Source organism: uncultured Duncaniella sp. (assembly GCF_910578445.1).
Taxonomy (GTDB): Bacteria; Bacteroidota; Bacteroidia; order Bacteroidales; family Muribaculaceae; genus Duncaniella.
In genome coordinates this window covers 22,758-37,660 of the sequence record NZ_CAJTQC010000005.1, presented here as the reverse complement: position 1 = coordinate 37,660, position 14,903 = coordinate 22,758, and the positions used below count along the sequence as shown (strand labels likewise).

Here is a 14,903-nt window from a genome sequence, read left to right as displayed (position 1 = left end):
GGGCTCTTAGCCCATCGCTACCATTTTGGCAAACGATGCAGGGACAGGAGTGGTGAAGTTCATGTCCTTGCGGGTGATGGGATGGACGAAGCGGAGTGTCTGTGCGTGAAGCGCCATGCGGTGGATCGGAGAGCTTTTTGCTCCGTAGCGGCGGTCGCCGGCGATGGGGTGGCCGAGGTCCTTCATGTGAACGCGAATCTGGTTTTTGCGTCCCGTGTCGAGCGACACTTCCATGAGCGAGTATCCGTTGCGGCTTTTCAGGGTCGTGTAGCGTGTGATGGCGAGTTGCCCTTCTTCGGGATTCTTGGTGGAGTAGACTTCAAAGCGCGAGTTTTCGGCGAGATAGCTTTTGACTGTCCCTTCGGCCGGATTGGGAGTACCCTCGACCACGGCGAGATATTTGCGCGAAATCACCATGTTGTTCCAGTTGTGTTGCAGACGGTTTTTCGCTTCTTCGCTTTTGGCAAAGACCATGAGGCCTGATGTGTCACGGTCAAGGCGGTGGACGATGAAGAGCTTGTTGCGCGGGTCTTTCCATTTCAGATATTCGCGCAGGATGCTGTAGGCTGTGCCGTCCTTGATTTTATCAGTGCCCATTGACAGAAGGCCGTAGCCCTTGTTGACAACAATGATGTCGTCATCCTCGTAGACGAGTTTCAGACGACGGTTGTAAAACACACGGAACTCGCGTGTCAGGTTGGCTTTGACTTCATCGCCCGGTTTGAGCTCTGTGTCAAACTGAGTCACGGGGATTCCGTTGACTGCAATCTGGTTGTGGCTCAGAAGGTTCTTGATGGCCGTGCGTTTACGTTCGGGCATTGCCTCTATGAGAAATTCGAGCAGGCGTGCCTCTTGCCCGACATTATAGCTTTCGATAACATCGGGTTTGAATGAATTGCGCTCTGCGCCCGGTTTTGTCGAGAACGGTTTCTTTGCCATATTATATATATCAGAGTGGGGTGTTTACGTGTTGATTGTTGATTATGATTTCTTTGTCCGGCCTGAGGCGCGTCGGGCAGGGCGTTTCGGAGCGTTGTCCTGCTCTTCGATGAGCTGGCGGACTTGCTCGATGGTGAGGTCAGCGGGATTTTCTACGGATTTGGGTATCTTGTAGTTGCTTTTCTTATAAGCGATGTAGACACCGTAGCGGCCGTTGAGAATCTGCAGTTCGGGATCTTCGTCGAAGATTTTAATCACCTTGTTGCTGTCGGCCTCACGTTTGGCCTTGATGAGTTCTTCGGCCTCTTCAATGGTGATGGAAGTGGGTGAGAGGTCCTTGGGGATGCTCACGAATTTGCCGTCGTGGCGCAGATAAGGACCGAAACGTCCCACTGCTGCGATGACCTGCTTGCCTTCGAACTCGCCGACTTCGCGGGGGAGTTCGAACAGTTTGAGGGCATCCTCGAGCTGTATGTCAAACACGCTCTGGTCTTTGCGCAGTGAGGCAAAGCGCGGTTTGTCTTTTGACTCTGTTGACCCTATCTGCACGATCGGGCCGAAACGGCCGATTTTGACGGATACAGGTTCACCGGTGGTCGGGTCAGTGCCGAGCAGACGTTCGCCGATTTTGTGTTCGGTGCGCAGTTCGTTGGCTTTTTCGACTTCGGGATGAAAGAGTCCGTAGAAACGGGCTATTTCCTGATTCCAGTCACTTTCGCCTTCGGCTATGCGGTCGAATTTCTGTTCCATGTCGGCCGTGAAGTCATAGTCGAGGATGTCGGGGAAATGTTGGGTGAGAAATTCGTTGACTATTATGCCGGTGTCGGTGGATATAAGCTTGCCCTTTTCAGCTCCGACGTTCTCGCTGCGGGTGCTCGACGAGATGTTTCCGTCGGCAAGAGTCATTACCTTGAACGAGCGCTTTTCGCCGGGTTTCTCGCCCTTCACGATATATTCGCGGTGCTGGATTGTAGAGATGGTCGGGGCGTAGGTCGACGGACGGCCGATGCCGAGTTCCTCCATCTTTTTTACAAGCGACGATTCGGTGTAGCGCGGAGGTGCGAGTGTGAAACGTTCGGTCGCGGTGACGTTTCCGGCTGTGAGAATCTCGCCGGTCTTCAGTGCAGGCAGTGTTCCGTCTTCGTCTTCTCCGTTGTCGTCATCGTCGTTTCCTTCGAGATATACTTTGAGGAATCCGTCGAATTTGATGACTTCGCCCGAAGCGGTGAAATGTTCGGGCCGTTCGGAGGGAGTTATGTCGATAGTGGTCTTTTCGAGTTCGGCGTCAGCCATCTGTGAGGCCATAGTGCGGAGGCGGATGAGACGGTAGAGGCGTTTTTCCTGTGCGCTTCCGTCGATTGTCTCCTTGTCGATATAGGTCGGACGGATGGCCTCGTGGGCTTCCTGTGCGCCCTTGGCATTGGTGTGGTAACGGCGCACCTTGAGATATTTTTCACCAAGCTCTTGGGTGATGAGCTGCGAAATCGAATTGATGGCGAGCTGCGAGAGATTGAGCGAGTCGGTACGCATGTAGGTGATGTGGCCGGCCTCGTAGAGCTTCTGGGCTATCATCATGGTCTGCGATACGGTGAATCCGAGCTTGCGTCCGGCCTCCTGCTGGAGCGTGGAGGTGGTGAAGGGGGGCGCAGGCGATTTCTTGAGCGGTTTCACGCTGATGTCGGTCACCGTATAGATCGATTTCTTGCATGCCTCAAGGAATTCGCGGGCGCTTTGCTCGTCGGGCAGACGTTTCGACAGCTCGGCGCGGAGCAGAGTCCCGCCCGGAATGTTGAAAAGAGCCGTCACGCGGTAGTAGGGTTCTGAATTGAATGCCTGTATCTCGTTCTCGCGGTCGACGATGAGGCGCACGGCGACAGACTGTACGCGGCCGGCCGACAGGGCTGGCTTGATTTTCTTCCACAATACCGGCGACAGTTCGAATCCGACAAGACGGTCAAGCACACGGCGCGCCTGCTGGGCATCGACGAGGTGGAGGTCGATGTCGCGTGGCTGCTCGATGGCGTTGAGTATGGCGTTTTTAGTGATTTCGTGGAATACGATGCGCTTGGTGTTCTCCGGTTTGAGTCCGAGCACTTCGTAGAGATGCCATGCGATGGCTTCACCCTCGCGGTCCTCATCGGATGCGAGCCATACGGTCTCGGCTTCCTTGGCAGCCTTCTTAAGTTCGGCTACAAGCGCTTTCTTATCGGTCGGGATTTCGTAGACCGGCTGAAAGTCAGAGTCGACTTTGATGCTTATGTCTTTCTTGCGGAGGTCACGGATATGACCATAGCTCGACATGACCTTGTAGTCCTTGCCGAGGAATTTTTCAATAGTCTTGGCCTTTGCCGGAGACTCTACTATGACGAGGTTTTTCAACATATTCTTATTTAAGTGCGCGTCCGTTGCACTCAAGCTCCGGATGCTGATGATGAGGCCGTGGAGTTAGGAACACGGCCAGATTCAGAGCGCAAAGGTAAACAATTTCTATTAAATATGTGGTAAATCGTTAACAATTTATCACATTCCGCTCGGCCTCAGCAGTTCGACGAGCTCAGCCACACCTACCGTAGCCGGTTTGGCGATGACCGTCACATTACCGGGGACAGAGGCCGGTCGGGGGTCGATATAATAGACCGGGACACCCGGGCGCACGTAGTGAAGGAGGCTTGCGGCGGGATAGACGGCGAGCGATGTGCCTATGACAGCAAATATGTCGGCTTCCTGTGCCCACTCGATGGCGCGCTCGATGTTGGGGACGGCTTCCTGAAAGAAAACTATGTGGGGGCGCACCGGGTCGCCGTATTTGTCGCGTGTGTCGGGAGAGGTCTCCAGATGTTCTTCGTCGAGGGTGTAGACGCGGGTCTCGTCGCGCATCGACCTTACTTTCATGAGTTCGCCGTGGAGGTGGAGGATTTTTGAGCTTCCGGCGCGTTCATGGAGGTTGTCGACGTTCTGGGTGATTACATATACGTCATACCATTTTTCAAGTTCGACGAGTGCGGTGTGGGCGGCGTTGGGTCGACATTTCACGAGTCCTTTTCGGCGCTCGTTGTAAAACTGGTGGACGAGGGCGGGGTTGCGTGCGAATCCGTCGGCGCTGCACACGTCCATCACCGGGTAGTTTTCCCAAAGGCCGTCGGCGTCGCGGAAAGTCGAGATTCCGGATTCGGCGGAGATTCCGGCTCCCGATGATATGACAAGTTTGGGCTTTTTCATCGTAACATGTATAAATTTAGGTAAAATGATTTGAGAGGCTGTTAAAAAAAATTTATTGTTAATTTTGAGTGGTAGTATTTTAACCCAAAAGACTCCATGAGGCTCTCGGTGATTTTAAACAGCCTCTGAGGGTCTCTTTGATAATTATTATATACCCCCTCCTTACTCAACGTTTTGATTTGAAAAATGTGCGCATAAGCTCGCCACATTCTTCACCCAGAACACCTCCGACAACCTCGGCGCGCGGATGGAAAGGTGATTTCGACGTGAACGTGTGGTAACCGCGCTTGTCGTCGGCAGCGCCGTAGACAATCCTGCTGACCTGCGCCCAGCCGATGGCCCCGGCACACATCAGACACGGTTCGACGGTGACATACAAGGTGCAGTCCTGTAGGTATTTTCCTCCCAAGGTCTGTGCGGCAGCGGTGATGGCCTGCATCTCGGCATGTGCCGACACGTCGACAAGCGCTTCGGTCAGATTGTGACCGCGTCCGACCACAGTCCCGCGCGGCGACACGACGACCGCCCCTATGGGCACTTCGTCCCTTTCCATTGCCTCGCGTGCCTCAACAAGCGCCATGCGCATATATTTTTCGTCTTTCTCAGCTTGTGTCATAGGATTCATTCAGATAGTGTCTGCAAATATAATCCTAAAAATCGAATGAACAAAACCAACCTCTCGATACAACATTGTCGCTTCGAGGTGTACATAGAGGAAAAGAGAGGCATTTTTATGCCTCTCTTTTCCTCTATGTACTATTAACTATGATTGGTGTTGTCAGATACCCGTAATTGGAGAGTAGAGATCTGCGAAATCAGGATTGTTCCAGCCTTGGATGGCTTTGTTGTTGTTACCTTCTGAACGGATGATTACCATGTTCATCCATGCAGGACGGCCGGTTGTATTATAGCGGAAATCCTGTCGCCAGTTAGTCCCAGCATATGCGCGGGTTACTGAATAGTTCAGGCGTTTGATGTCAAATAGAGATTGTCCTTCACCCCAAAGCTCAACACGTTTCTGGAAAACAATTTCTTCAATAATGTCCTCCTGCGATGTAGCCTCGCATTTATATTCCGGATCTCGATAATTTGTCATGAAATTTTCGATAGCGGCCTTTCCCGCTGCTGCATTGCCGTGGGCTGTGGCCTCGGCATAGATGAAGTGCATTTCCTCGATTCGCATCAGAGGTACTGCGGTGGCAGAGCCAACCGACGGTTCCATATAATTGCCTTCACCGGGACGGAACTTGACAGATACCAGCGGACGGCCACTTATCAACGGATTGCAGTATGACACCTTATTGGCGAGAGGACTTCCGGCAGGAGCCACCCATGAGAGCTTACGGAAGTCTGTGTCCGATATGCGCGCATACATGCTTGCATCAATCATTGGCCACGCGCCAGCACCGGCATAGCCATATTTTGCTTCGGGGCTCATCATCGAAGTCCAGTTACAGATACCGGTGATGACTGCGTCGTTTTCCTTCTCAAACTTCATGCCCCACATCCATGAGGTGTTGTTGAGCGAGTTGAAGCCAGTCATCGGGTCGGTCCAGGCGGCCTGGGTCAGAGGAGTGCGTCCGCTTGTCGAAATTGCGAGGTCGGCATACTCGGCAGCTTTCTCATAGTTTTCGTCCCACATGTAGAGGCGTGCGAGAAGACCGTAAACACAGCCGAGGTTGGGAAGAGTGCGGTCATTGAAGGTGGAGTACCGGATATTCTGCTCGGCATAGGTGAGGTCAGAGAGTATGAAGTCAAACATCGCCTTGTGAGTGGCACGCGGATTGTTGCGGGCTTCCTCTTCGGTTGTGGCTTCAGTCACGATGGGAACGGTGAGGTTCATCACGTCGTTGCCATCGTTAGTGATGCTTGAAGTTACTTCGTTTGGCAGAAATTCAAACCAGCGGGCAAGGTCAAGATAGAGCATGGCGCGATAAGCCATCGCTACGGAGCGTGCTCCGCGCGCAGTCTGGTTTTCCGACTCGGCATCATAGGCTCCGGCAGCGATGTTGGTCGAAAGAATCTGCTTGTAGTAATAGTTCCAGATCAGCTGGGTATAAGCCAGTGAGCTTGTCACATATGCCTCTCCCCAGAGACTGTAGCGGTCAAGGCCGGTTGCCGGCTTGGGCATGTCACCGGTCATGCAGTCGCGGACATGCATGAACGATGAATAACCGAAATCGATGTGGGATGTCGAACCGGGGTAATATCCGCTGGTGTCGAAATTCGGCATGAATCCGGGCATTGCATAAATGCCTGATTCAGCAGCCTTGATCGAGGAGTCAAGCTGCCCCTGGCTCACAGAACTTGTGGGTTGCACTTCGTCGATGCAGCCCGTGAGCGAAAAGCCGGCTGCCGACAGGGCCACGATGAATGTCGATTTTAATATATTTTTCATTTTTAAGTCTGCAAATTTAGAATGTTACATTTATACCGCCTGAGATTGTGCGTATGGGCGAATAATAGGCAGAAGATGATTCTCCGTTGAATGAGTTTGTCGCATCAAACGTGAGTGACTGACGTGGGTCAAGTCCCTGACGTTTTGCCCAAAGCGCCACATTGTCGCAGCTGAGATAGAAACGTACACGGTCTACCTGAATCTTCTTTGTGACTTTCGCGGGAATCGTATAGCCGAAGTTGATGTTCTGGAGCGAAAGATATGACGCATCGGTGAGGAAGCGGTCTGAGATTCCGCCGTTGTTCTGATCTCCATACTGGAAGCGTGGAATTGATGAGCTCGGATTTTCTTTAGTCCATGCGTTATAAAGATCTTTGTGCATTGCTGAGCCGAGTCCGCTGCCTGTCGGGCTGCTCATAAGGCTTGCGTAGCTTGAATCTATAACCTTGCCACCGAGCTGATATCCGAAGCTGATTGAAAAATCAAATCCGTATGCCTCAAGTGAAGTTCCAAAGCCTCCGTATGCCCACGGAAGGGCCTTCCCGCAGAGATAGTAGCTTGCCTGACCGAAATCGGTTGTGGTTTCGCGGGTGGTCACACCGTTGGCATCAGTGCGGTTGACATACCATAGGGACTGACCTGTTTCCTGATCGACTCCGGCATATTTCTTCATATGGTATGTATAGATTGAAGAACCTTCAGTGAAATAGAAATTGCCACTTGAATAACCTTCCTTACCGTCTACAGTCATGGTTCGGCGCTCTTCAGGCAGACGTGTAATCTCGTTCTTGTACCATGTGAAATTCAGATTTGCGCTCCAGTTGATGTCGCGGTTACGGAAAATCACGCCGTTGAGGTCTATTTCAAAGCCCTTGTTGGCCATGTCGCCGATATTGTCGTAGTATCCGGTGTAACCGAAGCTCGGGGAGAGCGGGAAGAAGAAGAGCATGTCGGAAGTTTTGCGGTAAAATCCTTCGATAGTACCGTTAAGACGTTCGTTAAACAACGAAAAGTCCACACCGGCATTGAAGTTGCCACCCTTTTCCCATGAAATATTCGGGTTGCCCATCGTCGCAGGGAGTGCTACTGGCTTGCCGCCGCTGTTAGCGATGGTATACATGTTCATGTAGCGGAAATTACCTATGTTGTCGTTGCCCTGCTCGCCGTAAGAAGCCTTGAGTTTCAACATGTCGACCCAAGGAGCCTGGAACCATGATTCCTTATTGACAATCCAGGCAGCGGAGAGCGACCAGAAATTACCCCACCGGTTCTTTGGATCGAAACGCGATGATGCGTCACGGCGATATGACACGCTTCCGAAATATTTGCTATCATAGTCATAGTTCACACGTCCGAACCAGCCTTCGCTGTTGTAGTTGTTGATATATGACGATGAAGAGCCGTCGACCACAGCACCGTCGAGCTCAGTATTGTCGGGCATGAGCATGTTGCTGCGCGATGCGCTGAGGTAATAGTACTTGTTCCAGTAATTCTCGTGGCCGAGAAGCACGTTTACGTTGTGTTCGCCAAACTGGCGTGTCCAGTTGAGAAGCTGCTGATAGGTGTAGTCGATACGGCGTGCGTGGACTTTCTGCACTATACCGTTGGAGGTTGCATACTGTCCGAAGTAGGGATTGGTCACGTCAGTGCCTCGCTGCTCGAAGACGTTTACAGTATTGTTGGTGGTGAATTTGAAGTCACGGAGGAAACGGATTTCTGCAAATCCTGTGGCAGTCATTGTATTGCCCTCGTTCTGATCAACGTTAAGAATATTGTCAGAAATAGGATTGGAATTTGCGAAATACGGACGTTCGAGACCTGCGTTCATTCCGTCGCCATAGTCATAAAGCTTCACGCCATACTGATTATACATGGGCTGGCCGTTGCCGTCGCGGACATAGAGAGGATAAATCGGGGCGAGCTGATTTGCAACTGCAAAGATATTTCCGACAGAACCCGAGCTGCCGTCATCGCCAAGAGCCTTCTGGGTATAGTGTGAATAGCTCATGTTAGCACCGACCTTCAACCATGGTTTGGCCTGAATATCTGCCGATAGACGGCCTGTGAAACGCTCGTAGCCTGTGTTGGCGGTGATACCTTCATTGTTGAGATAGTTGGCTGACACGTAGAATGAATGCTTGTCAGTCGCCTGCGAAACGCTGAGATTATATTCCTGACGTAATGCATGTCTGTAAGCGGCATCTACCCAGCTGTCGGGTCTAAGCAGATATTCCATCCCGTCATAGGTAACCTTGTTGCCAAGTTTTGCGTTGGGATTGAGTTTATAACCGTCGACGAGGAGACCTTCGCCGTTGGGAACGTCATAGACATTGTAAACGAGTGAGAATGTGTTGTTTGGATTAGGATCAACGATATTTCCGTTGACAAGACGGAGCGCCGTGGCCGCATCATAGACATTGCCGCCCTGAGCCACAGGGTCCATGATGAAGTTGCCGAGAGCGCGGCCATACATTTCATAATACGCAGCCGGTGACGAAATAACGTCGTAGTCCTTTACCCCACGCGAGTTCTGACCCCATTTGGCATCAAATGTAACTTTAGCAGTTCCTTTACCACGTTTTGTAGTAATTAGAATGACACCGTTAGCACCACGTGCTCCATAAAGAGCAGCTGAAGCAGCATCCTTAAGCACTGTCATTGATTCAACGTCCTGTGAACTAATGTTATCAACGCTTCCTGCATATGGAGTCCCATCGACAACAATAAGCGGAGATGTGCCGGCTGAGATTGAGGATATACCTCTGATGAATACAGTTGGAGATGATCCGGGCTGGCCTGATGCTGTATTTAGCTGAACACCGGAAACCTTGCCTTTAAGTGCATCAATTGGGTTTGTCACTTGTACCGCTTCGATTTGAGATGCGTCAAGCACGGATGCCGAACCGGTGAATGCCGAACGTTTTGCCGTGCCGTATGCAACGGTGATGACTTCGTCGAGCATGTTAGTTCCGTCGAGGACGATGTTCATTTTCTGTCCGGGGGTGATGTTCACTTCCTTGGTGTTCATGCCAACGTATGACACCTGAAGTTTTTTGGTTTTGGCCGGAAGGGTCAGGGTGAAGTTACCGTCGACATCTGTCGCCGCACCAATCTGAGTACCGACTCCCATTACGGTCGCGCCAACCAGTGGCTCGCCGTCGGCGCTTGTCACCGTGCCGTTGACGGTCTGGTTCTGAGCCATGACCGCAAACGTGGTGATGAGGGCCGCAAGTAGTAGAAACAGCTTTTTCATACCTAGTAGTTAAGTAATACGAAATTAATTAAAGTATTGAAAATAATAATGATTGCGTTGTATATTAGATGGATTGCAGTCGGTGTCACTCCGAGTGCGTTCCGTTTTCCTGAGGGTTAATGGCTTCGGTCTGTATCTTTTGATTACCTTGATTGCCTATGCCGGTTTGTAGCCGGATATTTCAGACAGTTTTCTGCATGCAGAAGGCATCTCTATGCCCATCCGGCAACTGGATATGATGAAAAAAAGTATGAATTATTGCATATTTTTTCACAAATCCTAAACTATCAGCGCACAAAAGTAATATTTTTTGACGAGTATGTTAATTAGTTTTATGTAAAAGAATGTTAAAACACGATGTTAATGCCGTCAAAATGGCATTTTGGGGCAATTAGAAGTAACAAAATGAAAGGAAATTGCAGGATTTTGTTTACAAGGTTTCTTTTGAAGTCAATCGTTAACAAAGATAAAACCATAGTTGTTTCCACGCAACCTATATTTCCATCTGCAATCACCCCGACAGGACAGCTAAAATTCCAATCCTTTATATTAATAAGGTGGTAGATGTTTTTTGAAAAAATTTTTAGCCTTTCGTGTGAAATAATTTACAATTTATTTGTTTTAAATATAGATTGATTATAAATTTGCAGCACAAAAGCTAATAAAACTACAAAATGACAAACTTGTTTAACAGCATGAATTATTGGTGGCACATCGGTAGAAGTATCGGTGGCATTAATTCGTGCAGACAAGTATGACAAGAACTGACAAATAACGATTCAGCAATTATACGCGGAGCGGCCATCGGTAGAAATACCCGGTGGCCGCTCCGTTTGTCGTTCATTCCAATAAAAAATCAGATATACATCATAAGAATATGAAAAAGTACAGATCCCTGCTTCCAATCGATGAGGAAGGCTACTATGGACGTTTCGGCGGAGCATACATCCCTGAAATCCTTCACAGCAATGTTAAGAACCTCCGCGAAGCATTTTACCGCTACGTTGACGACGATGATTTCCAAAAGGAATTCGACACTCTGATGCGCGACTACGTCGGACGGCCGTCGCCCCTCTACCGTGCGGACCGCCTGAGCGAAATCCACAAGACCAACATCTATCTCAAGCGCGAAGACCTCAACCACACCGGCGCTCACAAAATCAACAATGCCATCGGGTCGGCACTCCTCGCAAAGCGCATGGGCAAGAAGCGTATCATCGCCGAGACAGGTGCAGGGCAGCACGGCGTGGCCACCGCGACAGTCTGCGCGCTCATGGGGCTCGACTGCGTGGTCTATATGGGTGCGACAGATGTGGCTCGTCAGCAGCCCAACGTCGAACGCATGAAAATGCTCGGCGCAAAGGTGGTGGCCGTGCATTCGGGCAACAAGACTCTGAAAGACGCGACAAACGAAGCGATACGCGACTGGTGTTGCAACCCCGACAGCTTCTATATAATCGGAAGCACCGTCGGGCCTCACCCCTACCCTGAGATGGTGGCACACTTCCAGTCAATCATCAGCAAGGAGATAAGGCAGCAGCTGAAAGAGAAGGTCGGACGTGAGACCCCGGACTATGTGGTGGCATGTGTCGGCGGTGGAAGCAATGCGGCCGGAGCGTTCTACCATTTCATCAATAAGCCCGAAGTAAGGCTCATCGCAGCCGAGGCGGCCGGAAAAGGAGTCGACAGCGGAGAGACAGCCGCGACGATCCATGCCGGAAGCGAAGGTATCATCCACGGCTCACGCACACTCGTGATGCAGACACCCGACGGACAGATTGTCGAGCCTTACTCGATTTCAGCCGGACTCGACTATCCCGGCATCGGCCCGCTCCACGCCTATCTCGCCACTTCGGGTCGCGCCGAAGTGCTCGCGGTCACTGACACCGAAGCTCTCGACGCAGCCATGACACTCACCCGCAACGAAGGTATAATCCCGGCTCTCGAAAGCGCCCACGCACTCGCCGTACTTGACAAAAAACGTTTCCGCCCCGACGACATCGTGGTCATCAACCTTTCGGGCCGTGGCGACAAGGATCTTCACACATATCTGATGAACAACTCAATCAATGAATGAATATGAAAACTATCACACAATATAGACACACAATTCCGGCAGATCTTGAGACTCCGGTCGGAATCTATCTCAAAATCCGCGACCTCTATCCGCAGTCGGCATTGCTCGAAAGCTCCGACTACCACGCACAGCACAACGCCACCTCCTTCATCGGAGTAGACCCAATCGGCCATTTCAAGGTCGAAAACGATATGGTGGTCATGGCCTATCCCGGCGAGACGGAAATATGCAAAAAGATAGCCGACGGCGTGGACGTGGTCGATGAACTGCGTGACTATATCGAAAGTTTCCGCATCGATGATTGCGACGACTCACTGCCCGACGGACTGCTCGGCTACACGGCATATGACGCTGTTAGATATTTCGAAGATGTGGAAATCAGACACCGTGAGGAAAAATTCAAAGGTGTCCCCGATATGTATTATGTCCTCTATCGGTTTCTCATCGAAGTCAACCACTACAAAAATGAGATGACCATCATCGAAAACTGTCCGGCAGGCGAAACGGAGCAGACCGACGAACTGATTTCGGTGTTACACAATAATAATATGGCGCAATATCCCTTCGTCCCGGCCGACGATCTGGAATCGACGATGACCGACGGGGATTTCATCGAGGCCGTGAAAAAATGTGTTGGCCACTCGCTTCGCGGCGACGTGTTCCAGATAGTGCCCTCGCGCCGGTTTTCGCGTGGATTCACAGGCGACGAGTTCAACGTCTACCGCGCCTTGCGCTGCATAAATCCGTCGCCCTACCTGTTTTATTTCGACTTCGGAAGCTTCAAGGTGTTCGGCTCGTCGCCTGAAACCCATCTCCGCATCACCGGCCGCACGGCATATATCGACCCAATAGCCGGAACATTCCGGCGTACAGGCGATGATGACCGCGACCGCGAACTCGCCAAGGCGCTGCTGACCGACGAGAAAGAAAATGCCGAACATATCATGCTCGTCGACCTCGCTCGCAACGACCTCAGCCGGAGCGGAGGGACTGTAGAGATTGACTTCCTGAAAGAGATACAGTACTATTCACACGTAATCCACATGGTATCGCGCGTAAAAGCCGAACTGCCCGAAGGTGTCAACAACTACCGTCTCTTTGCCGACACCTTCCCGGCCGGGACACTCAGCGGTGCGCCAAAAGTCAGAGCAATGCAGATTATCGACGAAGTTGAGCCTCACAGCCGTCTGCTCTACGGCGGATGTATCGGCTATCTCGGATTCAACGGCGACATAAATCAGGCGATAACCATACGCAGCTTCCTCAGCTATGGCAAACGCCTCTACTCACAGGCCGGCGCCGGTATCGTTGCTCGCTCAGTCCCCGAAAACGAACTTCAGGAAACACGCAACAAACTCGGCGCACTCAGCAAGGCCATCACCTATGCAGTCGAATTCGGAAAATAAGACAAATTTTTAAGACAGAGAACTATGCGACTATTGATATTAGACAACTACGACTCCTTTACCTATAATATAGCACATGCAACGAGGGTGCTCGGCGTGACGCCTAAAGTGGTGAGAAACGACAAAATCACACTTGACCAAGTGGCCGCCTACGACAAAATCATAATCTCACCCGGCCCGGGCATCCCTTCGGAAGCCGGAATCCTCCCGGAACTGCTCGAACGCTACGCCACTGAGAAGCCGATACTCGGAGTGTGTCTCGGACATCAGGCCATCGGCGAACGCTTCGGCGCAAAGCTCCGTAATCTTTCAGAAGTGTATCATGGAGTCATGACTCCGGCCAGACTGACCTCCGATGACTATATCTTCGCCGGGATACCATGCGAATTTGAAGTCGGGCGCTATCACTCGTGGGTTGTCGACCGCCGGACTCTCCCGCCTGAGCTTGAAATCACGGCTCTCAGCCCTGATGGCGAAATCATGGCGATGCGCCACAGGGAACTGGATGTGAGAGGCCTGCAGTTTCATCCTGAATCCGTCCTGACACCCTATGGACTTGAAATTATCGACAACTGGTTAAAACATTGAGTCAAAGACATACAGATATGAAAAATCTACTATACAAAATGTTCGAGCACAAGAATCTAAGCCGCGACGAGGCGCGCGATGTGCTGCTCAACATAGCCGACGGACGTTACAATGATGCCCAGCTCGCGGCATTCATGACCGTGTTTCTCATGCGCAGCATCACTCTCGACGAACTTACCGGTTTCCGCGATGCACTGCTCGAACGTCGCCGCCCGGTCGACATGGGCGGAGTGAAGGCCATCGACATCGTAGGCACAGGCGGCGATGGCAAAAACACATTCAATATATCTACAGCAACATGTTTTGTCGTCGCAGGGTCGGGTCGTAAAGTCGTGAAACACGGCAACTATGGCGCAAGTTCAATCTCAGGTGCAAGCAACGTGCTCGAACACCACGGAGTCAGGTTCACTGACGATAGCGACCGACTCCGCCGTTCGCTCGACGGCTGTGGTGTCAGCTATCTCCACGCTCCGTTTTTCAGCCCGGCGCTCAAAAGTGTAGCCCCGGTGAGAAAGGCGCTCGCAGTGCGTAATTTCTTCAACATGCTCGGCCCTCTTGTCAATCCTACCTTACCGAAACATCAGCTTTTGGGTGTCTACAACCTCAAACTGATGCGACTCTACAACTATATAGCCCAAAACGAAAGGATTAACTGCACGATAGTCCATTCGCTTGACGGATATGACGAAATCTCGCTCACATCACCGTTCAAGGTCGTAGGGACTTCCGAGGAACGTGTCTATACACCCGACGATATCAATCTCCCGATGGCGTGTGAGGCTGATCTTTCGGGAGGAAACACTGTCGGCGAAGCGGCAGCGATTTTCGACGCCGTTCTCGCAGGCCAAGCCACTCCGGCACAGGAGAATTGCGTCGTGGCCAATGCAGCGTTCGCCATCCGCACACTCGAACCGCAACTGTCGCTTGAAACAGCACTCGGAGAGGCGCGTGAGAGCATCCGTTCAGGCCGCGCCGCTGAAGCGTTCAGAAAATTCGTAGAACTCAACAGCTAATTTTTCCTGC

General features: G+C 51.4%; 10 protein-coding genes. 4 read left to right on the top strand and 6 right to left on the bottom strand.

The annotated features are described in order from the left end of the window. Window positions 1-6: 6 nt before the first annotated feature. From QZ311_RS03940 to QZ311_RS03915, 6 genes are all read right to left on the bottom strand, one after another. Window positions 7-939, bottom strand: coding sequence for an RluA family pseudouridine synthase (locus tag QZ311_RS03940; protein ID WP_297064224.1), 933 nt, complete (start codon window positions 937-939; stop codon window positions 7-9). 42 nt (window positions 940-981) lie between these two features. Continuing rightward, complete coding sequence (gene topA, locus QZ311_RS03935; RefSeq protein WP_297064221.1) at window positions 982-3,321, bottom strand: type I DNA topoisomerase; 2,340 nt, start codon at window positions 3,319-3,321, stop codon at window positions 982-984. Window positions 3,322-3,459: 138 nt separating this feature from the next. Beyond that, window positions 3,460-4,158 carry an NAD-dependent deacylase gene (locus tag QZ311_RS03930; RefSeq protein WP_297064218.1) on the bottom strand — a complete coding sequence of 233 codons (699 nt, stop codon included), beginning with the start codon at window positions 4,156-4,158 and terminating at the stop codon, window positions 3,460-3,462. Window positions 4,159-4,324: 166 nt separating this feature from the next. Continuing rightward, window positions 4,325-4,774, bottom strand: a complete 450-nt coding sequence (locus QZ311_RS03925) for a nucleoside deaminase (protein ID WP_297064424.1) — start codon at window positions 4,772-4,774, stop codon at window positions 4,325-4,327. Window positions 4,775-4,936: 162 nt separating this feature from the next. Continuing rightward, the gene (locus tag QZ311_RS03920; RefSeq protein ID WP_297064215.1) at window positions 4,937-6,556 is read right to left on the bottom strand and encodes a RagB/SusD family nutrient uptake outer membrane protein; all 1,620 of its coding nucleotides are present in this window, start codon (window positions 6,554-6,556) and stop codon (window positions 4,937-4,939) included. Between the two features lie 16 nt (window positions 6,557-6,572). After that, the gene (locus QZ311_RS03915; RefSeq protein WP_297064211.1) at window positions 6,573-9,809 is read right to left on the bottom strand and encodes a TonB-dependent receptor; all 3,237 of its coding nucleotides are present in this window, start codon (window positions 9,807-9,809) and stop codon (window positions 6,573-6,575) included. An 877-nt stretch (window positions 9,810-10,686) separates the two neighbouring features. Here QZ311_RS03915 and trpB point away from each other — a divergent pair. From trpB to trpD, 4 genes are read left to right on the top strand one after another with little or no spacing between them, the layout of a single operon-like run. Beyond that, window positions 10,687-11,886: a tryptophan synthase subunit beta gene (trpB, locus tag QZ311_RS03910; RefSeq protein WP_297064208.1), complete on the top strand. Its 1,200-nt coding sequence runs from the start codon at window positions 10,687-10,689 to the stop codon at window positions 11,884-11,886. A 2-nt stretch (window positions 11,887-11,888) separates the two neighbouring features. Beyond that, window positions 11,889-13,292 carry an anthranilate synthase component I family protein gene (locus QZ311_RS03905; RefSeq protein ID WP_297064205.1) on the top strand — a complete coding sequence of 468 codons (1,404 nt, stop codon included), beginning with the start codon at window positions 11,889-11,891 and terminating at the stop codon, window positions 13,290-13,292. 24 nt (window positions 13,293-13,316) lie between these two features. After that, the gene (locus QZ311_RS03900) at window positions 13,317-13,880 is read left to right on the top strand and encodes an aminodeoxychorismate/anthranilate synthase component II (RefSeq protein ID WP_297064201.1); all 564 of its coding nucleotides are present in this window, start codon (window positions 13,317-13,319) and stop codon (window positions 13,878-13,880) included. A gap of 17 nt (window positions 13,881-13,897) precedes the next feature. Then, window positions 13,898-14,893: an anthranilate phosphoribosyltransferase gene (gene trpD, locus QZ311_RS03895; protein WP_297064198.1), complete on the top strand. Its 996-nt coding sequence runs from the start codon at window positions 13,898-13,900 to the stop codon at window positions 14,891-14,893. Window positions 14,894-14,903 lie beyond the last annotated feature (10 nt).